This window comes from Marinobacter santoriniensis NKSG1 (assembly GCF_000347775.1).
Taxonomy (GTDB): Bacteria; Pseudomonadota; Gammaproteobacteria; order Pseudomonadales; family Oleiphilaceae; genus Marinobacter; species Marinobacter santoriniensis.
Genome location: NZ_APAT01000013.1, coordinates 84,596 through 105,770, shown reverse-complemented (window position 1 = coordinate 105,770; position 21,175 = coordinate 84,596). Strand labels below are relative to the sequence as shown.

The window sequence follows — 21,175 nt, the reverse complement described above, 5'->3', positions numbered from 1 at the left end:
TCCCCGCATACACTCAACTCCCCAGGTTACCAGTCCTGTAAAAGAAAACCCCGCACAAAGGCGGGGTTTTCGGTACTGCAACGAGACGATCAGCCCAACAGCTTGATCATCACACCCGCCGCAACCGCCGAGCCAATCACACCGGCCACGTTTGGCCCCATGGCATGCATCAGCAGGAAGTTGTGCGGGTTGGCATCCAGCCCGACCTTGTTCGACACCCGGGCCGCCATCGGCACCGCCGAGACACCCGCCGAACCAATCAGCGGATTGATCTTCTCCTTGGTCACGGCATTCATCAACTTCGCCATCAGAACACCACAGGCCGTACCCACACAAAACGCCGCCATACCCAACACCAGGATACCCAGCGTCTGGAGATCCAGGAATTTATCGGCACTCAGTTTGGAGCCCACCGACAACCCAAGGAAGATGGTCACAATGTTGATCAGCGCATTCTGGGAAGTATCGCTCAGGCGCTCCACCACACCACACTCACGCATCAGGTTACCGAAGCAGAACATCCCGAGCAGCGGTGCCGCATCCGGCAGGAACAGCGCAGTTGCAATCAGAACGACGATCGGGAAGGCAATACGCTCCTTCTTGCTGACCGGGCGCAGCTGGGACATCTTGATGGAACGCTCTTTCTCAGACGTCAGCGCTTTCATGATCGGCGGCTGGATCATCGGCACCAGCGCCATGTAGGAATAGGCCGCTACCGCAATCGCACCCAGAAGATGCGGCGCCAGTATGCTGGACACGTAAATCGAGGTAGGACCGTCGGCACCACCGATGATCCCGACCGCAGCCGCCTCCAGGATGGTGAAATCCATGGTGCCACTCCAGTCCAGCAGAGCCGCGCCAAGCACCGTGCCGAAAATACCGAATTGCGCAGCCGCACCCAGCAGCAACGTTTTCGGGTTCGCCAGCAAGGGACCAAAATCGGTCATGGAACCAACGCCCATGAAGATGATCAGGGGCGCCGCACCGCTGGCAATCGCCACCGAGTAGAAGTTGTAGAGCATGCCGTTGGTGTAGCCATAGGTCTGGGCCACCACACTGGCCTGCTGGACCACATCGTAGCTGGCCTCTTTATAGGCATGCTTGAAAGCGTCCAGCAAATCCGGCGTCACCGCCTGCCCCGCCTGATAGGACACATCCAGAACAGCCGACAGTGCCGCCAGCACATCGGGTTTACCGATGTGAATGGCATTCTCCGCCGCCGACAGGGCCAGGCCAGCCTCCGGAATGTTCGCCAGGATTCCGCCGAAGCCGATGGGCACCAGCAACAGCGGCTCAAAGCCCTTGCGGATGGCAAGGAACAGCAGGAGCAAGCCCACACAGATCATCACGAACTGGCCGGCTGAGAGGTTGAACAGGCCACTGCCCGTCCACAACGTTATTAACTTATCCATGGAATGCTGGCCCTTATCCGATTGTCAGCATTTCATCATCAGGGGATACGGCATCACCGACCTTGATGAAGACTTCGCCGACAGTGCCGGCTCTGTGTGCGCGGACTTCCGTTTCCATCTTCATGGCTTCGAGAATCACCAGGACATCGCCGTCCTCGACCACGTCTCCGGCCGACACCAGCACCTTGAAGATATTGCCACCAAGCGGTGCCACCACCGGCTCTCCCTCACCAGCCGCGGGCGCCGCAGCCTGGGCGGGCGCCGGGGACGATGCCGCACCGCCCTCTGGCTGGATCTGGCTGATCTCGCCGCCTTCGGTAACCGCAACGACGAATTTCTTGCCGTTGACATCCACGGTATAGGTTTCCGGACCACCGGCCTTTTTGGCAGGCACACTGGCCGCGCTATCCGCTGAGGGCGCCGGCTCGAACGCATCCGGGTTGCCACGGTTTTCCAGGAACTTCAGGCCGATTTGCGGGAACAGTGCGTAGGTCAGCACATCGTCAACGACGTTGTCGGCGAGCTTGAGCCCTTTCTCGTCCGCCAGCTTTTTCAGCTCGTCGGTCAATTTGTCCATTTCCGGCTCGATCAGGTCGGCCGGACGGCAGGTAATCGCTTCCTTGCCATCCAGAACCCGTTCCTGAAGTTCCTTGTTGAACGCTGCCGGAGCCGCCCCGTATTCCCCTTTGAGAATGGCGGAGGTCTCCTTGGAGATGGATTTGTAGCGCTCACCGGTCAGCACGTTAAGCACCGCCTGGGTGCCCACGATCTGGGAGGTCGGAGTTACCAGCGGGATGTACCCCAGGTCCTCACGAACTTTGGGAATTTCAGCCAGAACGTCATCGAACTTGTCCGCCGCGTTTTGCTCCCTCAGCTGGCTTTCCATGTTGGTCAGCATGCCACCTGGCACCTGGGCCAGGAGAATGCGGGAATCCACCCCTTTGAGACTGCCCTCAAACTTCGCGTATTTCTTGCGAACTTCCCGGAAGTAGCCGGCGATCTCCTCAAGCAGGTTAAGGTCCAGGCCGGTATCCCGATCGGTTCCCTCGAGAATAGCCACCACTGCCTCTGTGGGGGAATGGCCGTAGGTCATACTCATCGACGAAATAGCCGTGTCGACGTTATCAATCCCCGCTTCCGCCGCCTTGACGGCGGTAGCGGTGGACATGCCCGTCGTCGCATGACATTGCATGTGAATGGGCACATTCAGTTCTTTCTTGAGCCGGCTGACCAGATCATAGGCCACGTAAGGCTTGAGCAGACCGGCCATGTCCTTGATCGCAATGGAATCAGCGCCCATGGATTCGACCTGCTTCGCCAGCTCGACCCACATCTCGATGGTATGTACCGGACTGGTGGTGTAGGAAATCGTGCCCTGGGCGTGTTTGCCCGTCTTGCGAACCGCCCGGATGGCAGTTTCCAGGTTGCGCGGATCGTTCATCGCATCAAAGATGCGGAACACGTCCACGCCATTCTCGGCAGCGCGCTCTACAAACCGCTCGACCACATCGTCTGCGTAATGGCGATAACCCAACAGGTTCTGCCCCCGAAGAAGCATCTGCTGGGGGGTATTGGGCATCGCCTTCTTGAGTTCCCGGATACGCTCCCACGGATCTTCGCCCAGGTACCGGATACAGGCATCAAAGGTCGCACCACCCCAGGATTCCAACGACCAGTAACCCACCTTGTCGAGCTTCTCGGCAATGGGCAGCATGTCATCCAGTCGCATTCGGGTCGCAAGCAGGGACTGGTGGGCGTCTCGCAGGATTACGTCCGTAATACCCAGCGGTTTTTTTGTATCAGTCATCGCGTCAGCCTTCTGAAAAGGTTCCAATCGGTGTCCGGCTCACTTCTTGTGGCGAGTCCGGTATTGTGCAATCGCCTTCTTGATGGCCTCGGCGGTATCAGCATCCACAGACGCGGGGGCTTTTGGCCTGGCTCGGGGAGATCGGGCCGGTGTCGCCGGCTCCGGAGAGGAAAAGCGGGTGATAATTCGGGACATCAGGCCGGTTGCAAACACCAGAATAATCAGGAATGCAAACACGAAGCCCATTCCTGCGATCATCAGATCGACGGCTTGTGACATCAGCTCATTCATATCGAACAGCTACCTGTTTTGTTGTGTGTAACTTCCCTATCTGCGCAGTCCGGCGCAGGTAACACGTCAGATTAATCCTGCGTAATGTACCGTTTCAAACGGTGCCCGGCAACCAAGAACCCTATTTTCCATACGCGTTTTCCGAAACCCTGTCAGGCGTAACGAACCCGAAGGTTTCGGCCCTTGATCTTGCCGCGCTCAAGGCGCTTCAGGGCCGGGGCCGCGTAGTCCGTCTCAATCGCGACAAAACTCTCGAACTCGAACAGATCAATCTTGCCAACTGCATTGCCGGGGATACCCGCCTCACCGGTCAGGGCGCCCAGAATATCTCCGGGACGAACTTTGTTCTTTCGTCCACCGGCAATGTTCAGAGTCACCATGGGAGGCGTCACCGGGCTGATCTCTGTCGCAAGCAAAGCATCCGAATCGCCCCATTGGACCGCCTGCCCCCGGGCCGACTCCAGACGGGATATCTTGTGCCCTTTTGAAGGAGTACAGAGGGTAACGGCAACACCTTCCTCACCCGCTCTGCCGGTTCGTCCGATGCGATGGGTATGGACCTCCGGATCCCTTGCCGGCTCGGCATTGATCACCAGCGGCAGGGACTTGATGTCCAGACCTCGGGCGGCCACATCCGTTGCCACCAGTATCGAACAACTACGATTACCGAAGCGTACCAGCACGCTGTCCCGCTCTCTTTGATCGAGATCACCGTGCAACGCCTCTGCCGAAAAGCCATGCTCACGCAGACGCGCTGCAAGATCGTCACAGTTCTGTTTGGTAGCACAGAACACGATGGCCGAAGTCGGCTGATACCGGGACAGCAAGGCCATGACCGCCGGAACTTCGGCCTGGGGTGGAATTTCAAAAAAGACTTCGCGGATATCCGGAGCCGCCTGCGCTCCCTCGACCCGCACATCAACCGGATCTTTCTGGTAACGACCACTGAGGGCACGAATTGCCCCGGGCCAGGTCGCAGAGAACATCAGTGTCTGCCGACGATCCGGCGTGGCGGCCAGGATCGTCTCCACCGAGGCCTCGAAGCCCATGTCCAGCATACGGTCGGCCTCATCCAGCACGACCATTCCGGCCTTACCCAGATCCAGCGTGCCTTTGCGCAGATGATCCTCAATACGTCCGGGGGTTCCCACCACGATATGGGCACCGTGGCTCAGGGAGCCAATCTGAGGCCCGATCGGGACACCGCCGCATAAGGTCAGGATCTTGATATTCCGCTTCGCCCGTGCCAGCTCCCTCAATGCTTTGGCCACCTGGTCGGCCAGTTCCCGGGTCGGGCACAACACCAGCGCCTGGACCGAAAAGTCCCGGGGGCGCAGGTTTTCTACCAGCCCGATGCCGAACGCCGCCGTCTTGCCACTGCCGGTGCGAGCCATGGCAATGACATCCCGGCCAGCAAGACAGTGAGGCAGTGCCTGACGCTGGATATCGGTGGGTTGAACCAGCCCGAGCCGGCTCAGGCTGGACATCATGGCCGGGGAAAGACCGAAGTCGTCGAAGGAAGGCATAGGCAAACTGTCCGGAATCGTGAGGTACGGTTTATGAAGGCGAAAATGACGGCGTATACTACCCCATCGTAACAGGCGAGTTCGCAACTATTCGACGGAGTACATAATGGCGTCCTTACAGGATCAGCTTTTGAAGGCCGGCCTGGCCGATGAGAAGAAGGCCCGATCGGTCCGCAACGAGAAACGAAAACAGCGTAAACAGCAGCCCAAAGGTTCGGTCCAGGTCAATGAAGCCGAGATCCGGGCACGAAAGGCCCGTGAAGAAAAAGCCGAACGGGACCGTCAGCTGAACCTTGAGCGTCAGAAAGAGGCCGAGAAAAAAGCCATACAGGCACAGATTCGCCAACTGGTCGAGACCAACCGCCTGGACCGCAGCAAGGCTGAAACTTCCTACCAGTTTGTCGACGGCAAGAAGATCAAGAAAATCCTGGTCGACGATACCATGGTGGACCAACTTTCCCGGGGCCGCCTGGCCGTTGTCCGCCTTGGCGAAGATTACAACGTGGTCCCTGAAAAGGTTGCCCGCAAGATCATGGAACGGGATGAAAGCGCCGTGGTCGTTCTTCACGACCGGAAACAGGATGATCAGGGAGACGATGATCCGTATGCCGGGTACGAAATCCCGGACGATCTGATGTGGTAGATTGTTCCCGGACACAAAAAAACGGGGCTGAAATTCAGCCCCGTTTTTCGTTTCTGCCTCTGGCTATTTAACGACCGGGCATATCAGGCTTTGGCAAAGCGCTTACGCGCCCACAGTCCGGCCATGGCCATCAGCGCCATGCCTGGCAGAACGGGGTCAAACGGAGCGCCCGGCTTACCAGCGGTACATCCGAACGTTGTGCCGCGACCTTCTGACGGGGCCGCCGCCGCAACCGGCGTTGCTGGAATGGTCGGCTGGGCAACCGAATCATTCAGACCGGTGACCCGGAGAGTGAAGGTACAGTGTGTCGCCGTGCCATCACTGGTACAGGTCGGCCAGGCCGACGTATTCGCCACACTGACCGTGGTGTTGATATTGACGTTCGCCAGGTCTTCCACGGGTCCCTGAACGTACCCGGCCTTGCGCACCAGCGTACCGCCAGAGCTGGAAATCTCGGCATTCATATCCGACAGGCTCACCCAGGAAGAGTCCGACGCCAGTTGATACATGCCGTCTTCGCCTTCGTCCGGATACCAGGTGGCGTAAAGCGCATTACCATTGCTGCTATCGACCACGGTAAGTGGAGTATTGGCCCAATCGGCAAAGGAATCGATGGTCACCGCCTGGCCTTCGATCAGAACCTTGAAGTTACCATTATAGAGCGTGGAAGCTGCTGTCCCGCTGAGAGAAATCGCATCAGTTACGGCTCCCTCAGGATCACCCTCATCCAGCGTCTCTACGAGCGGCATAACGTCGCCGGCAACAGTCGGATCAAAATCACCATTATTAGGATCCCACGCAGTAGCCGGCGTTTCCGGTGTTGACGGGTCGTTGTCAAGGTCGAAAGTAACCCCTGAGTTGAATACCTTCTCATAGGTCTTCCAATCTGGCGCACTCGCCGTTCCATCATTCCAAGCCAGAAGAATGGAGTCGTTGGCCGGGTTGCCGTCATGATCGAAGAACCAGCCGGTTGGTACCTTTTGCAGGGTTCTCCAGTTGCCGAACAGATCTGAATAGGGCGTCGGAATCGTGCCGTTAGTCTCAATCATGTCCGAATCGAGATCCGTCGCGTTCGATTCAACAAACTCGGCAATGCTGGTGCTGAAAAACGGTAGGCCCTCGACTTTACTGCCGCCGAACAGACCGCCCGGATACTTTCCAAGGGAGCCGACAGAGAGTTTCGAGGAATCGTCGTTGGTGCGGGGGAAAGTCAGCCCGTCCGAGGCGGTGGAAGGCACAAAGTCGTTACCCACCCCGAAGCCGGTTTCAAACCGGAACCCCTTCAGATCGCCGCCTGCCGTGTTGAGCGCATCCGTCAGGTTCGACAGCTTACCGATAGCTTGGTCGTGCCATCGACGGTAATGTTGAAGACCAGATCAATCGGGCCGTTGGTTTCTGTGGTCTTCAGCTTGAAACGTTTACCGGAATCCCCAGGTGCCAAGCAATTCGGATTCGGTTGAAGATCCGGCTGCGCCATGATGCAACCGTCAAAGTCATAAGCCCCCTGCTGAACACTGAAGGCTTCGTTATAGACCGAGATCCCCAGCCCCACGTCGCCGCTGTCGTTGATTGGATCAATCCAGCCGAAGCTCGCCGTTCCATCAGCATCCGTGTAAACGAGCGTTTTGCCTTCGACTGGTGGAACAGAGAGATTGTCAGTATTAACGCTGTCAACCGTTGCGGCAAAGGCCATCGGCGACAAACCGAGCACGGAACAGATAACCGCTCCAGCAAGCGGCTTTCTCTTGAAGATAGTGGTTTTCATTGTCATTCAACTTCCTTTTTTGGAACCGGCTTTATAAGCACTCACACAGCCAACAGTAAGATGTATAGATGCTATATCCAAATATTAGAAAGTAATAAGACATTAAATTCACACCCGGCGAATCAGTGTGTCCATGCCGGCTAATATCCCGATGTCCTGCTAATCTTTCCGATGAACCCGCTGCAATGCCGTGAGGAGCCTGATATGTCAGCCCGAATAAGGTGGATTCTGTGTTCAGGATTGCTGACCCACGACATGACTGAACGAGCGCACAGCCGACGCAGTGCGGCACCATGTCGCACCTATTTCGCAGTATTTGGCTTGATCGATCGGATTGTCTGGCGTGAATAATCAACCGCAACCCTCAGCATCAACAGGAACGATCGCGGCTGTGCGCGGCAATGTGGTGGACGTGCGTTTCACCACCAACTTGCCGCCGAGACATACCGAACTGCACTCGGGAAAGGGAGGAAGTGTCGTCCTTGAGGTGCAGACACACCTCGACAAAGCCACCGTCCGATGCATTGCCCTCACCCCCACCCGCCGCCTGGCCAGAGGCATGCCGGTTCAGCAGACCGGCACCGGATTGCAGGTACCGGTCGGCCCGTCACTACTGGGCCGCATGATCAATGTCTTTGGCAAACCGGTCGATGGGGGTGCACCCATTGAAACATCGCAGCACTGGCCCATCCATCGTCCTGTCCTTCCGCTCTCCGAGCGCACCACCAGCACCGAAATCTTTGAAACCGGCATCAAGGCCATCGATCTGCTCGCCCCTATTGAACGCGGCGGAAAATCCGGCATGTTTGGCGGCGCGGGCGTTGGCAAAACCGTTCTGATCAATGAACTGATCAATAACATGGCCGAGCGTTACGAGGGCGTCAGCCTGTTTTGCGGCATCGGGGAGCGCATGCGCGAGGCCGAGGAAATGTACAGCTCCATGCAGGAATCCGGGGTTCTGGAAAAAGCCGTACTGATCTACGGCCAGATGAACGAACCCCCGGGTGCCCGATTTCGCGTTGGTCACGCCGCATTAACGGTGGCCGAGCATTTTCGCGACATCCAGAAACGGGATGTCCTGCTTTTGATCGACAATGTCTTTCGCTTCGTCCAGTCCGGCATGGAGGTCTCCGGACTCCTGGGCCGGATTCCTTCAAGGGTCGGGTACCAGCCAACACTGGCCACCGAGTTGGCGCAGCTTGAGGAGCGCATCTGTAGTTCAAAAAGCGCCAGTATCACATCCGTCCAGGCCGTTTACGTGCCGGCCGATGACCTCACCGACCCCTCTGCCACACATATCTTCTCGCACCTGACAGCGTCCATCGTCCTGTCCCGGAAGCGGGCCAGCCAGGGTCTGTATCCTGCCATCGACCCACTGTCGACGGCTTCGAAAATGCTCACCCCTACCATTGTCGGTCGCCGCCACTACCGGGTGGCACAGGCCGTCCGCAGTACCCTGGCAGAATACGAGGAACTGAAGGACATCATTGCCATGCTGGGGCTCGAAGAACTGTCGCGGGAGGATCAGGCCACTGTCAGCAAGGCGAGACGACTGGAACGATTCCTGACCCAACCGTTTTTCACCACCGGGCAATTCACCGGCAAGGGTGGCCGACTGGTGCCGCTGGATAAGACGATCGAGGGTTGTGAGCGGATTCTGCAGGGGGAATTCGAGAACGTCAGTGAAAAAGCCCTCTACATGATTGGAGCGATTGAGGAAGCCGCTGCCCGGGAGACGGATCATGAGCACTGACTCACCGTCTCATATGAACCTGAAACTGCTCCTGCCGACCGAAGTCCTGCTCGAGCAACCGGTCACCAAAATCATTGCCGAGGCAGAAAACGGAGAGTTCTGCCTACTTCCCCGGCACATCGACTTTGTGGCCGCGCTGGTGCCCGGCATTCTGAGCTTCATCACCGAAGATGGCGAGGAACGCTTTGCGGCGATTGATCGCGGCATCCTCGTGAAATGCGGCCCGGATGTTTCGATTTCGGCGTTCCAGGGTATCGCCGGAACGCATATCGACACACTCCAGGCCCTGATTGATGAGCGCTTCACCGTTATGGATGAGCATGAACGCAAGGCCAGATCGGCTCTGGCACGCCTCGAGGCCAGTACTCTCCGGGGATTCCTGAATCTGGAGGAGCCCCATGGATAACTTCCCGCGCCACCACGGCTCTGACCAGGACCCGGATCGCCTGGGTCGGAAAATCGGTCGCCGGGCTCAGCGCAAGCAACAGGCCCGTGAACAGAAACCCGGGCCGGCCTGGTTTGGTCTGGGCATGTTTGGTCTGGTGGGCTGGTCGGTTGCCATACCGACCCTGATCGGAATCGCGGTGGGGGTCTGGGCCGATGGGCGCTGGCCCGGCGAGGTGTCCTGGACTCTAACCCTGCTGTTCATCGGCCTCGCGCTGGGCTGCGCAAACGCTTGGTACTGGATCAAACAGGAGAGTCATCGTGACTGAAGCAGCAGGCCTGATCCTCTATTACGGCATCTATCTGGCCGGCGGCGCTGTCCTCGGACTGGCGTTTCTCTGGGGGCTCTGGCTGACGGTGCAAAAGCTTCCCACCACGCGGCACCCGGCACTTCTGGTGTTCGCAAGCCTGATACTGAGATTTGCAATCTCACTAGCGGGGTTCTATGTCATCGTACAAATGGGAAGCTGGGATCAGATTCTCGTTGCGGTGGCCGGCTTCACCCTGCCCAGACTGTTTCTCTCAAGGCGTCTGCAGCGCCCGCAGGAGGTGAATGGAGGTGTCGACTCATGACCATTTCTCCGGACAGCATTGTGTACTGGCAATGGAATGGCGTTACCCTTAACGCAACCATCGTCTTCACCTGGCTGGTCATGCTGCTTCTGGCGGTCGGCTCATGGCTGATCACCCGGAACCTTTCTGAAGGCCCGGGGCTGTCGCGTCTGCAAAACCTGCTGGAAGTCGTGGTAACGGGTATCAGGGACCAGATCGCCCAGGTAAGCCTGCAAAACCCCGGCCCCTACCTGCCCTTTGTAGGCACACTGTTCCTGTTCATTGCTACCGCCAATCTTCTCAATATCGTCCCGGGCTACCAGGCACCTACAGGCTCACTTTCGACCACGGCAGCCCTGGCAATCTGCGTGTTTATTGCGGTCCCCGTTTTTGGCATAGCCAATCGGGGAGCCGGGCGTTATCTGCGGCATTACATTCAGCCGACGCCTCTGATGCTGCCGTTCAACATTATCGGGGAGCTTTCCCGAACCGTTGCGCTGGCCGTTCGCCTGTATGGCAACATCATGAGCGGGACCGTTATCGTCGCCATCCTCCTGAGCCTGACACCCTATTTTTTTCCCATCGTCATGCAGCTGCTGGGGCTTCTGACCGGCATGATCCAGGCCTACATTTTCGCCGTTCTGGCCATGGTCTACATCGCTTCGGCAACCTCGGCCCAGGAGCCCGGAAAAAAGAACACAAAGACATCCCCCCCCTCCCAGGAACGCTGAAGGAGTTACTCTATGGACAGCATCTCGATCATTGGCATGGTGTCAGTCATTACCGCAGGCCTGACGATTGCGATCGGGTCCCTTGGCCCCGCCTTCGGAGAGGCACGGGCGGTCGCACAGGCCCTCAGTGCCATTGCCCAGCAGCCTGACGAATCTGCCACCATCACCCGAACCCTGTTCGTCGGCCTGGCCATGATCGAGTCTACGGCGATCTATTGTTTTGTCGTGGCCATGATCCTGATCTTCGCCAACCCCTTCTGGAATCATGTGACCGCTGCGGCGGGAGGGTGATTCATGGACATTGACTGGATAACGGTCTCCGCACAGGTCGTTAACTTTCTTGTACTGGTCTGGTTGCTTAAACGTTTTCTCTACCAACCGGTCATTCGCGCCATGGACCGGCGGGAACAAACCATACGGGACCGGGTTGATGACGCAGAACAGCGTGAACAGCTTGCTGAAAACGAACGGAAGACTTACCAGGACAGGATTGCCGAGCTGGAGACGAAGCGCGAGGAACTGCTCGAAGAGGCCCGTCAATCGGCAAGACAGACCCGAAGCCAGTTGCTTGACGAAGCGCGTGAGGAAACGGCTCAGGCCCGGACTAACTGGATGCGCGAAGTGTCCGAAGAGAAGTCCGCCTTCATTGATGGATTGCGAACACAGACGCTTGAGGTGGTCGAGTCAATCGCCCGAAATGCGCTGCGGGACCTTGCGGACGAAGCGCTGGAAGAAAAAATGGCTCACGCCCTCGCGCGCCGGATCCATCATCTCCAACAGGAACTCAGGGATGCCCTTCGGGACTCGAAAGACGCCATCGTCGTTACCAGCGCTTTTGAGCTCAGTCCTCCTGTCCGCAGCGCCCTGACCCGGGCAATTCACGAACAGGTCGGCCCCACTGTGGCCGTCGACTATGCGAGCAACGCGGATCTCATCTGCGGCATCGAACTGATCGGCGGGGGACTCCGGATTGCCTGGAACCTGTCCGACTACCTGAATGAATTGACGACTCGCATAGAGAAGGCTTTCGAACCGGTAGAGGCAGCATCCGATGGAACATGATGGCGCACTGAACCGGATGCTGTCAGATACCATGTCGAGGGTCCGGCAGGAACTGGTCCATAGGCAGCCAGCGTTGATCTGTCAGGAAACGGGCACGGTCCTTCAGGTTGGCGGCGGTATTGCGCGCGTTCAGGGACTGGCCAGCATTTCCTCGGAAGAGCTGGTGGCGTTCCCCGGGGGCGTATTGGGCGTCGCAATCAATCTGGAACCTGACGAGGTCGGTGTCATTCTCCTCGGTGAAAACGAACAGCAGGGCGCCGGCGTCCGAGTGACCGCCACAGGCCGGGAGACCGACACACCGGTAGGCGATGGCCTGCTCGGCCGGATTGTAGACGCAACAGGAAAAGTGCTTGATGGTGGCAAACCGCTGGAGGTGCACGAACGCCGGCCCATCGAACGGACAGCACCGGAAATCATTGAACGCGCGCCGGTTACGGTCCCGCTGGAAACCGGACTGAAACCGATCGACGCCCTGATTCCCATAGGTCGGGGGCAACGGGAGCTGATTCTCGGCGACCGCCAGACGGGCAAGACGTCCATCGCCATTGATACCATTATCAATCAGCGGGACAAGGGCGTTATCTGCGTTTATTGTGCCGTTGGTCAACGCGGCACATCCGTTGCGAAGGTGATCGAAACGCTTCGCCAGCACGATGCACTTGACCATACCATTGTCGTCGTTGCCTCTGACGAGGACCCGGCCGGGCTCAGATACATTACCCCCTATGCGGCCACAACCATGGCCGAATATTTCATGGAACAGGGGCGCGATGTGCTCATTGTCTATGACGATCTGACCCGCCACGCCCGCGCCTACCGGGAACTGTCCCTGCTCCTGCGCCGCCCACCCGGGAGGGAAGCTTATCCCGGCGACATTTTCTACATCCACTCGCGTCTGCTTGAACGCAGCACCCACATGCGCACCGAGTATGGTGGTGGCTCCCTGACAGCACTGCCCATCATCGAGACCCAGGCCCAGGACATTTCGGCCTACATCCCCACCAATCTCATTTCGATTACCGATGGGCAGATCTACCTCTCCCCGACGCTGTTCCAGAAAGGTTTGCTGCCCGCCATCAACATCGGCAAGTCCGTCTCCAGGGTGGGCGGAAAAACCCAGCATCCGGCGCTCCGGACCGTTGCCAGCGACCTTCGCCTCGCCTATTCCCAATTCGAGGAACTGGAAACCTTCGCCCGATTCTCAACGCGACTGGACCCGGAAACCAGAGACACCATTGAACGGGGCCGACGCGTTCGGGAAATTCTCAAACAGAGTGAGCATCGCCCCCTTCGGACCAGCGAGCAGGTGGGCATTCTCACGGCAGTGAATGCGGGCCTTTTCGACAGCCTGCCCCTGGAGGAACTGGCCGACGCGGAAGAATTGATCCGCCGCGGGTTGCTTGAAAGGCTGCCCGAGCTCTGCGCCCACATCGATAGCGGCAAGCCCCTGGACAAAGAACAGTCACAACGGATCCTTGACGATATATCCACCAGCCTGACCGCCCTGACCTCCTGATCGGACCAATACCATGGAAACGCTGGAATACCTGCACAATAAAATGGACAACCTCGAGGATCTTCGAGGCATTGTGAAGACCATGAAGGCCCTCTCAGCCGCCAACATCCATCAGTACGATCAGGCCGTCGGCGCTCTCGACGGCTACTACCGGACCATCGAGATGGGGTTGCACATTGTGCTCAAAGATTATGATCCAGCCGGGTTCAATCCCCCACGCCCCGGAACGGCACACCGGCTGGGCGCCATCATTTTTGGTTCTGATCACGGCCTGTGCGGTCGATTCAACGAAGACATCGCCCGGTATGCCACGGAACGGATGGGGGCCATTCCCGCAGAAGGTACCCATCGACAGATTCTCGCGATCGGCACTCGTGTCGCCGAAAATCTCGAGGACGCGGGAGAGCGCGTTGGTGAGGTGATGCCGGTACCCGGTTCCGCCGCCCAGATCACCGGCCTGGTCGAACGCATCCTGATCACGATCGATGAATGGCGCGAAACAGGGAATGTTCACTACGTCTACCTGTTCTACAACCATCCACTGAAACGGTCGGGGTATCATCCGATCGGCGTTGAACTGCTTCCGGTGAATCTCCAGAGGTTTCATCGCCTGGAGGAAGAGCGCTGGCCCTCCCGTTCGCTCCCGACCTACACCATGGACCGGCAGATCCTGTTCCAGCGACTGCTCGATCAATATCTCTTTGTGCTGCTGTTCCGTGCCTGTGCGGGATCCCAGGCGAGCGAACATGCCAGTCGGCTTGTTGCCATGCAGTCGGCAGAGCGGGCGCTGGACGAGCGGCTGGAGGATGTCACCATGAATTTCCGCCGGGTCCGGCAGTCGATCATCACATCGGAGCTCCTCGACCTGATTTCGGGATTCGAGACAACCGGGTCGACAGACCACACAATTTGATTTTATTTTCCTGCTTTATTTTTTCGTACCGTGTCACTTTGCGAACGACAGGAAATCATCTGTTACCTTAAACCACTGGAATTTTTCACAAATTCAGGCCTTAATAAGGGCATCAACAATAAACAGAATGCCGCTTTTCGTATCAGGACATATGGTTGAACTGTTTCAACTCCCTGGCACGTCAGCATCGGTTTTGTTCAAGGAAATCAAGGGCGCACCATGAGTCTTCCAAACCTCCTCAACAATTTGACCATTCGCTCCAAGCTCGCAGGTGGGTTTGCGGTGTTGCTGGTGCTGACCATCGTGGTTGGCGTTGTCGGTAATCGGGCACTGGAAAGCTACAGCACCCGGTCGAACATCGTTGCAATGCTCGGACAGGTGAACACGAGGCTGATCGAAGCCAGGGTCGAAGAGAAGAACTTCCTGCTGACCAGCGAAGCCGACGCGGTCAAGAAAGCGCAGGCAAAGGGTGACGCGGTGCTTGCCGTAACCGGCCAGATCGAGCCCTTACTGTCGGTCACCGAAGATCTCGACACATTGGACGGTATCGAGAAAAACGTCCACCAGTATCAGACCCTCCTGGGTGAGGTAAAAACCAACCTCTCGGATCGGGAGGCGGCACTGGGTCGCCTGGAAACCAAGGCGCGGATTGCCGAGTCGTCCCTCAAAGCGCACAGTTCGCTGTTCTTCGCATCGGCCATGTTCGGAGATCTTCGCCGATCCGAACGGAAATTCCTGGTCGAGCACGATCAGGACAGCGTTAAGGCCTTCGAGGGAGATTCGGAACGAATCAAGGAACCCCTCAAATCCGCCGCCCTTTCCGCCGAGGACAAGGCAAAAGTCACCAAAGCCATCGACGATTACATCAACGAATTCAAGACGGTCGTCGGCCTGTTCCAGTCCGGTGAGGAACTTTCCAATCAGATGGTGGATACGGTGACAGGCGCGATCGGCTCCGCCAACCGCCTGAGAGAAAACCAGGTCGAAATGATGGCCTCCGAACGCAGTGAAGCAACGCTCCTGATTTTCGGTACGACGGCTCTGGCATTGTTACTGGGGGCCGCAATGGCCTACCTCATCATCCGCGCGATCACCGCCCCCATTAATCAGGCGGTCTCCATTGCATCGGAAGTGGCATCCGGCAACCTGTCGGTTAGCATCGACAACCGGAGAACCGACGAAATCGGCAAACTGATGGCCGCACTGTCAACCATGGTGGTGGGGCTGCGGGAGCTGATCCGGAGCATCGAAACAGGTGCGACCAACATCGCGTCCTCCGCCGAACAGCTCTCAAGAGTCACCGCCCGGACCAGCAGCGGCATTGACCGACAAAAGCAGGAAACCGATCAGGTGGCTACTGCAATGAATGAGATGACGGCAACCTCTGCCGACATCGCCCGGAACGCGGAGCAGGCCTTCAACGTTGCGTCGGAAGCAGCTTCCCAGGCCACCGATGGTGAGCGGGAAGTCAAAGATACCGTCGACCGGGTGAACCGGCTGACCCAGGAAGTCAATCAAAGCATGGAAACCATCCAGGGACTGCAGCGGGAAACCTCCAACATCGGAACCGTGCTGGATGTGATCAAATCCGTGGCGGAACAGACCAACCTTCTGGCACTGAATGCCGCCATTGAGGCAGCGCGAGCCGGTGAACAGGGGCGCGGCTTTGCGGTGGTAGCGGACGAAGTAAGGTCCCTTGCCCAGCGAACCCAGACATCGGCCCAGGAAATCGAAACTCTGGTGACGTCACTTCAGAGCAGCGCAGGCAATTCCGTTTCGGCGATGGAATCCAGTGCGAACCTGGCATCGGATACCCTGACGCGGGCGTCAGCCACCGGTGACACCATCGCACGCATCACTCGCGCCGTGGAGGAAATCCAGCAGTACAACAACCAGATCGCAACGGCCTCGGAACAACAGACATCAGTCGCCGAGGAAATCAATCACAATGTCACCCGGATACGGGATGTGACGGAGCAGTCCGCTACATCGGCGAACGAGACAGCCGGCTCCAGTTCAGAGCTCGCGGCGCTGGGCAGCGAACTCCAGAAACTGGTTTCACGATTCCGTCTGTGACGATCGCAAGTCAATCACGGCGCCAGTACACCCGGACCAAATTGGATTCCTTGGTGTACTGGATATCGAGATTGCCATCGTAGGCCCGTTCGATCGCCTGTCCGGTGCCCCTGGGCAGGTGCATATCGGTGAACGTCAGCACCACTTCGCCATCCGGTCCGTCCTCAATGGCCATCAGTCGCTTTAGAGGGTGCCCGGCCTTCTCGTCTTCTACCTTGTGCTGAACCAGCCTCAGAATTTCTTCCTTGTGACCATCGAGAAAGGCACCGCTTAGCGTAAGTATGCCCGCCGGCATATTGTCCTCAATCCGCTCACAGGCCGGACACATCACTTCGTCAGCGTCCCCGATGTAGTCCACTTTCCATTGCCACCGGCCCTTGTGAAAAATGGCACCGCATCCCGGACAGACCGTGGGTTCAGACAGCTTACCCCTGGCCTGGTAGGGATCGTGAATCTCTTCCTTTATCAGACGGTCATGACGATCGCCGCCGGAACCGGGATCATTTCCCGTACTCATCTCGCTGCTCCTCTGACATTCGGATGTCTCACCCGCGCAGTCTCCGTTTAATGGAGCTTGTGCCGGTCAAAAATTTCCCGGACCTCCCGTTCCGCTTCGGCCGGCACAATAACCTTGACCGTGCGGGCATCCTCGTCAATGTAGATATTATCCCTGGGTATTCCGGTCGCGATCAGATCGTCCCAGGCGTTCTTGGCCTGATCATGATTGTCGTAGGATCCATTAAGGGTTTTGTTCATCGCGGAGCCTCCTTGGCGGAATGTTACTGGCATCCTTCAGAATAGGCAGCGAGACTCCAGGTGTGCAAATTTTGAACAGACAAAGTTGATTTGGCGCAACCCCGGCATTACGACGTTTTCTGACGTCCCGCCCATTTCCAGTCCCGGATATCCGGCATGTCCTGCCCCACGCGCTCTATGTAGCGCTTGTGCTCGGTGAGCCGGTCCCTCATTCGCTGTTTGAGATAGGCTCCGCTGGCGCCCAACGACGGAACCCGGTCAACCACATCCATCACCAGATGGAAACGGTCAAGGTCATTCAGAACCGCCATGTCGAATGGGGTAGTGGTTGTGCCCTCTTCCTTGTAACCGCGCACATGAAGATTGTCATGATTGGTACGCCGATAGCACAGCCGGTGAATCAGCCAGGGGTAGCCGTGAAACGCGAATATGATCGGCCGGTCTGTGGTGAACAGGGTGTCGAAATCCCGGGTCGATAATCCGACCGGATGTTCCTCCCTGGGCTGAAGTGTCATCAGGTCGACCACATTGATTACCCTGACCTTCAGATCCGGAAGGTGCTCATCAAGGATTTCCACCGCCGCCAGGGTTTCTATGGTCGGTACATCGCCGGCACAGGCCATGACGACATCGGGCTCACTTCCCTGGTCGTTGCTGGCCCATTCCCAGATGCCGATACCGGCCCGGCAATGATTGATGGCCGCATCCATATCCAGCCACTGCGGATTCGGTTGTTTGCCCGCGATGATAACGTTGACCTTATCCCGACTGCGCAGGCACTGGTCTGCAATATAGAGCAACGAATTGGCGTCCGGCGGCAGGTATACGCGGACAATGCTCGCCTTTTTGTTGACCACATGATCGATAAACCCCGGATCCTGGTGGGAAAAGCCGTTATGGTCCTGTCGCCACACATGGGACGTGAGCAGAATGTTGAGCGAAGCGATTGGACGGCGCCAGGGAATCTCTTTGCTCACTTTCAGCCACTTGGCGTGCTGGTTGAACATGGAGTCCACGATGTGGATGAACGCCTCATAGCAGGAGAAGAAGCCATGGCGACCGGTCAGAAGATACCCCTCCAACCACCCCTGACAGGTGTGTTCGGAGAGTATTTCCATCACCCGACCATCGGGCGACAGGTGGTCGTCGTAGTCGAAACGCTCCGCCTCCCAGGTCCGATCCGTTGCTTCCAGAATGGCGCCCAGTCGATTGGAAACGGTTTCATCCGGACCAAATACGCGAAAATTCCCCTGGGCACGGTTAGCGATCATCACATCCCGTAAAAAATCCCCCAGTCGACGCGTTGCTTCCCCCATCACCGCCCCGGGCAGCGGTACGGTCATCGCATAGTCAGCGTAATCCGGCAGCTGCAGGTTCTTCATCAGGAGCCCGCCATTGGCGTGAGGATTGGCTCCCATTCGTCGCAAACCCTTCGGTGCCAGTTCCGCCAGCTCAGGCTTGAGGCTTCCGTTATGATCAAACAACTCCCCGGGCCGGTAACTCTTCATCCATTGTTCAAGCAGCTTCAGATGCTCCGGCTTGCTCGCCAACTCGGCAAAGGGCACCTGATGAGCCCGCCAATAACCTTCCAGCTTCAGACCATCGACTTCCGGCGGACAGGTCCAGCCTTTGGGTGTCCGAAGAATGATCATGGGCCAGGTTGGACGGGCTGATGCACGCCCTGAACGGGCGTCTTCCTGAATCGTTCGAATGCGGTCGAGTGCATAGTCAACCTTCTGCGCCATGGCCTGATGAACGACCAGCGGATCCTGTCCATCCACCAGTAGCGGCTCGTAACCATAGCCGGCAAACAGGCTGAGCAGCTCCCGGTCACCAATTCGGGCCAGAACCGTCGGGTTGGCAATCTTGTAGCCGTTCAGGTGAAGGATGGGGAGCACCGCTCCGTCGCTGGCCGGATTCAGGAATTTGTTGGAGTGCCAGGCCGTCGCCGCCGGCCCGATCTCGGCTTCTCCGTCACCGACCACGCAGGCCACGATCAGATCAGGATTATCGAACGCGGCGCCGAAGGCATGGCTCAGCGAGTACCCCAGTTCTCCGCCCTCGTGAATAGACCCAGGCGTTTCCGGCGCGGTGTGGCTGGGAATGCCACCCGGAAATGAGAACTGCCGGAACAGTCTGGTCATGCCCTTCCGGTCCGCACTGACACTGGGATAGATCTCGGAATAGGTGCCCTCCAGGTAGGTATTCGCAAGGATCCCGGGGGCACCATGGCCCGGGCCGGTTATGTAGATCATGTTCAGATCCCGGGCCTTGATGACCCGGTTCAGATGAACATAGATGAGATTCAGACCCGGCGCGGTGCCCCAGTGTCCCAACAAACGGGGCTTGGTGTGGGAAAGCTTCAGAGGCTCTTCCAGCAGCGGGTTATCGAGAAGATAGATCTGGCCGATAGAGAGATAGTTGGCTGCGCGCCAGTAGGCATCCATCCGCACCAGTTCGTCATCTGTGAGTGGATGGGAAGCATTCCCGGCCTTCGTCTCGGATCCCGCCATGATCGCCTGCCCCCCGCCCTAGATGGAAAACTCGTCATGCAGACCCGGCATGATCACTTTGGTATCACTCAGTTGACCGGCAAAGCTGTTCATCGCGTCTTCCTCGCCGTGCACCAGGAAAGTCAGCTCGGGGTTGCCGAGTTTCTGATGCCACGCCAGCAACTCATCCCGGTCAGCATGGGCAGAGAACCCACCGATGGTATGGATTCTGGCACGCACCTGGATGTCTTCGCCGAATATCCGGATCTCGCTCGCACCATCGACAATACGCCTGGCCGGTGTTCCCTGTGCCGCATACCCTACGAATATCACGCTGCTGTCTTCCCGCCAGAGATTGTGTTTCAGGTGATGCCTTACCCGCCCACCCGTACACATGCCGGATCCGGCGAGTATCACAGCACCGCCGCCAATACGGTTCAAAGCCATCGATTCGGCGGTCTGACGGGTAAAATGAAGGCCCGGGAAATCAAACGGATCATCCCCGTTACCAAAAAGCTCACAGGCCTTCTCGTCGTAGCATTCCGGGTGACGACGGAAGATCTCTGTGGCGGAAATAGCCATCGGCGAATCCAGGAAAACCTGCATCGAGCTGGACAACGCGCCATTCTGGATACCCTCCCGGAGGTAGTAAAGAATCTCCTGGGCGCGCTCCAGGGCGAACGTGGGAATGATGACGTTGCCGCCGCGCTTGAAGGTATCGTTGATCGCCTGGTACAACTCCTCAATAGACGGCTGGAGACTCTTGTGTAGCCGGTCCCCGTAGGTAGTCTCCATGACCACGACGTCCACCGGCGAAGGCGGCGCCGGATCCCGCAGGATTATACGATCCTTGTAGCCCAGGTCCCCTGAGAAAAGGACTCTCCGCGAGATTCCATCTTCCTCAAGCTCCAGCAACACTGACGCTGAACCGAGAATGTGTCCGGCATCATAAAATGTGGCCTTGATCCCGCCATCCAGTGTCAGGGCCTGGTCATAGTTTGCCGTCCGCCCAAAATGATCCAGGCTGTTCAGGGTATCCAGAACCGTATAAAGCGGTTTGATTTTCTTCCCTTTCTTGCCGTGACGGGCATTTTTACGTGCCTGCCATTCAGCTTCCTCTTCCTGCAGGTGGGCACTGTCCAGCATCACCAGTTTGGCCAGCTCCCGACTCGCCGAGGTGGTGATGATCTCACCACGAAAGCCCCGGTTGAACAGCAACGGAATCCGGCCGCAGTGGTCCAGATGGGCGTGGGTCAGCAGCAAATAGTCGATGGTGGAGGGATCGAAGCCCAGCGGCGCCTGATTTTCCTCCTCGAGATCATGTCCGCCCTGGTACATACCACAGTCAATCAGTATCCGTGTATCGCCACATTGCACTAGGTGACACGACCCCGTCACACCAAGATCAGCACCGTGAAAAGAAATCTTCATGGATA

At 57.8% G+C, this 21,175-nt stretch carries 20 protein-coding genes and 1 pseudogene; 11 read left to right on the top strand and 10 right to left on the bottom strand.

Translation table 11 applies throughout. The annotated features are described in order from the left end of the window. Positions 1-89: 89 nt before the first annotated feature. From MSNKSG1_RS04320 to dbpA, 4 genes are all read right to left on the bottom strand, one after another. Positions 90-1,412: a sodium ion-translocating decarboxylase subunit beta gene (locus tag MSNKSG1_RS04320; RefSeq protein ID WP_040886641.1), complete on the bottom strand. Its 1,323-nt coding sequence runs from the start codon at positions 1,410-1,412 to the stop codon at positions 90-92. 13 nt (positions 1,413-1,425) lie between these two features. Further along, a complete protein-coding gene (gene oadA, locus MSNKSG1_RS04315; protein ID WP_008938022.1) occupies positions 1,426-3,219 on the bottom strand; it encodes a sodium-extruding oxaloacetate decarboxylase subunit alpha in 1,794 nt (597 codons plus the stop codon). A 39-nt stretch (positions 3,220-3,258) separates the two neighbouring features. Next, the gene (locus MSNKSG1_RS04310) at positions 3,259-3,510 is read right to left on the bottom strand and encodes an OadG family protein (RefSeq protein WP_008938021.1); all 252 of its coding nucleotides are present in this window, start codon (positions 3,508-3,510) and stop codon (positions 3,259-3,261) included. A 152-nt stretch (positions 3,511-3,662) separates the two neighbouring features. After that, positions 3,663-5,036: an ATP-dependent RNA helicase DbpA gene (gene dbpA / locus MSNKSG1_RS04305; protein ID WP_008938020.1), complete on the bottom strand. Its 1,374-nt coding sequence runs from the start codon at positions 5,034-5,036 to the stop codon at positions 3,663-3,665. Positions 5,037-5,142: 106 nt separating this feature from the next. On the opposite strand from dbpA, the gene MSNKSG1_RS04300 reads away from it, so the two are divergent. After that, on the top strand, positions 5,143-5,679 hold the full coding sequence (locus MSNKSG1_RS04300; protein WP_008938019.1) for a DUF2058 domain-containing protein: 537 nt from the start codon (positions 5,143-5,145) through the stop codon (positions 5,677-5,679). Between the two features lie 83 nt (positions 5,680-5,762). Here the strand turns inward: MSNKSG1_RS04300 and MSNKSG1_RS19590 are convergent, their stop codons facing one another. Next, positions 5,763-6,035 (bottom strand): JDVT-CTERM domain-containing protein, encoded by a 273-nt coding sequence (locus MSNKSG1_RS19590; RefSeq protein ID WP_264622957.1) that lies wholly within the window; start codon positions 6,033-6,035, stop codon positions 5,763-5,765. Further along, positions 6,018-7,372, bottom strand: a pseudogene (locus MSNKSG1_RS04295) (choice-of-anchor F family protein); the annotation flags it as partial. The pseudogene MSNKSG1_RS04295 and the gene MSNKSG1_RS19590, both read right to left, overlap by 18 nt. 415 nt (positions 7,373-7,787) lie before the next feature. On the opposite strand from MSNKSG1_RS04295, the gene atpD reads away from it, so the two are divergent. The 10 genes from atpD (at position 7,788) to MSNKSG1_RS04240 (ending at position 16,491) form a co-directional block, all read left to right on the top strand. Beyond that, a complete protein-coding gene (atpD, locus tag MSNKSG1_RS04285) occupies positions 7,788-9,197 on the top strand; it encodes a F0F1 ATP synthase subunit beta (RefSeq protein ID WP_040886640.1) in 1,410 nt (469 codons plus the stop codon). Then, a complete protein-coding gene (locus tag MSNKSG1_RS04280; protein ID WP_008938015.1) occupies positions 9,187-9,603 on the top strand; it encodes a F0F1 ATP synthase subunit epsilon in 417 nt (138 codons plus the stop codon). Before atpD ends, MSNKSG1_RS04280 begins: the two co-directional genes overlap by 11 nt. Next, the gene (locus MSNKSG1_RS04275; protein WP_008938014.1) at positions 9,596-9,910 is read left to right on the top strand and encodes an AtpZ/AtpI family protein; all 315 of its coding nucleotides are present in this window, start codon (positions 9,596-9,598) and stop codon (positions 9,908-9,910) included. The genes MSNKSG1_RS04280 and MSNKSG1_RS04275 overlap by 8 nt, the downstream gene beginning before the upstream one ends. Beyond that, positions 9,903-10,214 (top strand): ATP synthase subunit I, encoded by a 312-nt coding sequence (locus tag MSNKSG1_RS04270; protein WP_008938013.1) that lies wholly within the window; start codon positions 9,903-9,905, stop codon positions 10,212-10,214. Before MSNKSG1_RS04275 ends, MSNKSG1_RS04270 begins: the two co-directional genes overlap by 8 nt. Then, complete coding sequence (locus tag MSNKSG1_RS04265; RefSeq protein WP_008938012.1) at positions 10,211-10,924, top strand: F0F1 ATP synthase subunit A; 714 nt, start codon at positions 10,211-10,213, stop codon at positions 10,922-10,924. Before MSNKSG1_RS04270 ends, MSNKSG1_RS04265 begins: the two co-directional genes overlap by 4 nt. A 12-nt stretch (positions 10,925-10,936) precedes the next feature. Beyond that, a complete protein-coding gene (locus MSNKSG1_RS04260; RefSeq protein ID WP_008938011.1) occupies positions 10,937-11,215 on the top strand; it encodes a F0F1 ATP synthase subunit C in 279 nt (92 codons plus the stop codon). A gap of 3 nt (positions 11,216-11,218) precedes the next feature. After that, complete coding sequence (locus tag MSNKSG1_RS04255) at positions 11,219-11,986, top strand: F0F1 ATP synthase subunit B family protein (protein WP_008938010.1); 768 nt, start codon at positions 11,219-11,221, stop codon at positions 11,984-11,986. Further along, complete coding sequence (locus MSNKSG1_RS04250; RefSeq protein ID WP_008938009.1) at positions 11,976-13,502, top strand: alternate F1F0 ATPase, F1 subunit alpha; 1,527 nt, start codon at positions 11,976-11,978, stop codon at positions 13,500-13,502. Before MSNKSG1_RS04255 ends, MSNKSG1_RS04250 begins: the two co-directional genes overlap by 11 nt. 13 nt (positions 13,503-13,515) lie before the next feature. Next, positions 13,516-14,415 carry a F0F1 ATP synthase subunit gamma gene (locus tag MSNKSG1_RS04245; RefSeq protein WP_008938008.1) on the top strand — a complete coding sequence of 300 codons (900 nt, stop codon included), beginning with the start codon at positions 13,516-13,518 and terminating at the stop codon, positions 14,413-14,415. A gap of 219 nt (positions 14,416-14,634) precedes the next feature. Further along, positions 14,635-16,491, top strand: coding sequence for a HAMP domain-containing methyl-accepting chemotaxis protein (locus tag MSNKSG1_RS04240; protein ID WP_008938007.1), 1,857 nt, complete (start codon positions 14,635-14,637; stop codon positions 16,489-16,491). A gap of 10 nt (positions 16,492-16,501) precedes the next feature. Here MSNKSG1_RS04240 and MSNKSG1_RS04235 read toward each other — a convergent pair whose 3' ends face one another. From MSNKSG1_RS04235 to MSNKSG1_RS04220, 4 genes are all read right to left on the bottom strand, one after another. Beyond that, on the bottom strand, positions 16,502-17,008 hold the full coding sequence (locus tag MSNKSG1_RS04235; RefSeq protein WP_008938006.1) for a BCAM0308 family protein: 507 nt from the start codon (positions 17,006-17,008) through the stop codon (positions 16,502-16,504). Positions 17,009-17,055: 47 nt separating this feature from the next. Continuing rightward, positions 17,056-17,247 carry a hypothetical protein gene (locus MSNKSG1_RS04230; protein WP_008938005.1) on the bottom strand — a complete coding sequence of 64 codons (192 nt, stop codon included), beginning with the start codon at positions 17,245-17,247 and terminating at the stop codon, positions 17,056-17,058. 107 nt (positions 17,248-17,354) lie between these two features. Continuing rightward, positions 17,355-19,760, bottom strand: coding sequence for a phosphoketolase family protein (locus MSNKSG1_RS04225; RefSeq protein WP_008938004.1), 2,406 nt, complete (start codon positions 19,758-19,760; stop codon positions 17,355-17,357). Positions 19,761-19,778: 18 nt separating this feature from the next. Beyond that, on the bottom strand, positions 19,779-21,170 hold the full coding sequence (locus MSNKSG1_RS04220) for an MBL fold metallo-hydrolase RNA specificity domain-containing protein (protein WP_040886638.1): 1,392 nt from the start codon (positions 21,168-21,170) through the stop codon (positions 19,779-19,781). Positions 21,171-21,175: the final 5 nt, after the last annotated feature.

Bases quoted from the DNA above. Each gene is read 5' to 3' on its own strand.
- MSNKSG1_RS04320 (WP_040886641.1), bottom strand. From the start codon at position 1,412: ATGGATAAGTTAATAACGTTGTGGACGGGCAGTGGCCTGTTCAACCTC.
- oadA (WP_008938022.1), bottom strand. From the start codon at position 3,219: ATGACTGATACAAAAAAACCGCTGGGTATTACGGACGTAATCCTGCGA.
- MSNKSG1_RS04310 (WP_008938021.1), bottom strand. From the start codon at position 3,510: ATGAATGAGCTGATGTCACAAGCCGTCGATCTGATGATCGCAGGAATG.
- dbpA (WP_008938020.1), bottom strand. From the start codon at position 5,036: ATGCCTTCCTTCGACGACTTCGGTCTTTCCCCGGCCATGATGTCCAGC.
- MSNKSG1_RS04300 (WP_008938019.1), top strand. From the start codon at position 5,143: ATGGCGTCCTTACAGGATCAGCTTTTGAAGGCCGGCCTGGCCGATGAG.
- MSNKSG1_RS04280 (WP_008938015.1), top strand. From the start codon at position 9,187: ATGAGCACTGACTCACCGTCTCATATGAACCTGAAACTGCTCCTGCCG.
- MSNKSG1_RS04275 (WP_008938014.1), top strand. From the start codon at position 9,596: ATGGATAACTTCCCGCGCCACCACGGCTCTGACCAGGACCCGGATCGC.
- MSNKSG1_RS04265 (WP_008938012.1), top strand. From the start codon at position 10,211: ATGACCATTTCTCCGGACAGCATTGTGTACTGGCAATGGAATGGCGTT.
- MSNKSG1_RS04260 (WP_008938011.1), top strand. From the start codon at position 10,937: ATGGACAGCATCTCGATCATTGGCATGGTGTCAGTCATTACCGCAGGC.
- MSNKSG1_RS04255 (WP_008938010.1), top strand. From the start codon at position 11,219: ATGGACATTGACTGGATAACGGTCTCCGCACAGGTCGTTAACTTTCTT.
- MSNKSG1_RS04250 (WP_008938009.1), top strand. From the start codon at position 11,976: ATGGAACATGATGGCGCACTGAACCGGATGCTGTCAGATACCATGTCG.
- MSNKSG1_RS04245 (WP_008938008.1), top strand. From the start codon at position 13,516: ATGGAAACGCTGGAATACCTGCACAATAAAATGGACAACCTCGAGGAT.
- MSNKSG1_RS04240 (WP_008938007.1), top strand. From the start codon at position 14,635: ATGAGTCTTCCAAACCTCCTCAACAATTTGACCATTCGCTCCAAGCTC.
- MSNKSG1_RS04235 (WP_008938006.1), bottom strand. From the start codon at position 17,008: ATGAGTACGGGAAATGATCCCGGTTCCGGCGGCGATCGTCATGACCGT.
- MSNKSG1_RS04230 (WP_008938005.1), bottom strand. From the start codon at position 17,247: ATGAACAAAACCCTTAATGGATCCTACGACAATCATGATCAGGCCAAG.
- MSNKSG1_RS04225 (WP_008938004.1), bottom strand. From the start codon at position 19,760: ATGGCGGGATCCGAGACGAAGGCCGGGAATGCTTCCCATCCACTCACA.
- MSNKSG1_RS04220 (WP_040886638.1), bottom strand. From the start codon at position 21,170: ATGAAGATTTCTTTTCACGGTGCTGATCTTGGTGTGACGGGGTCGTGT.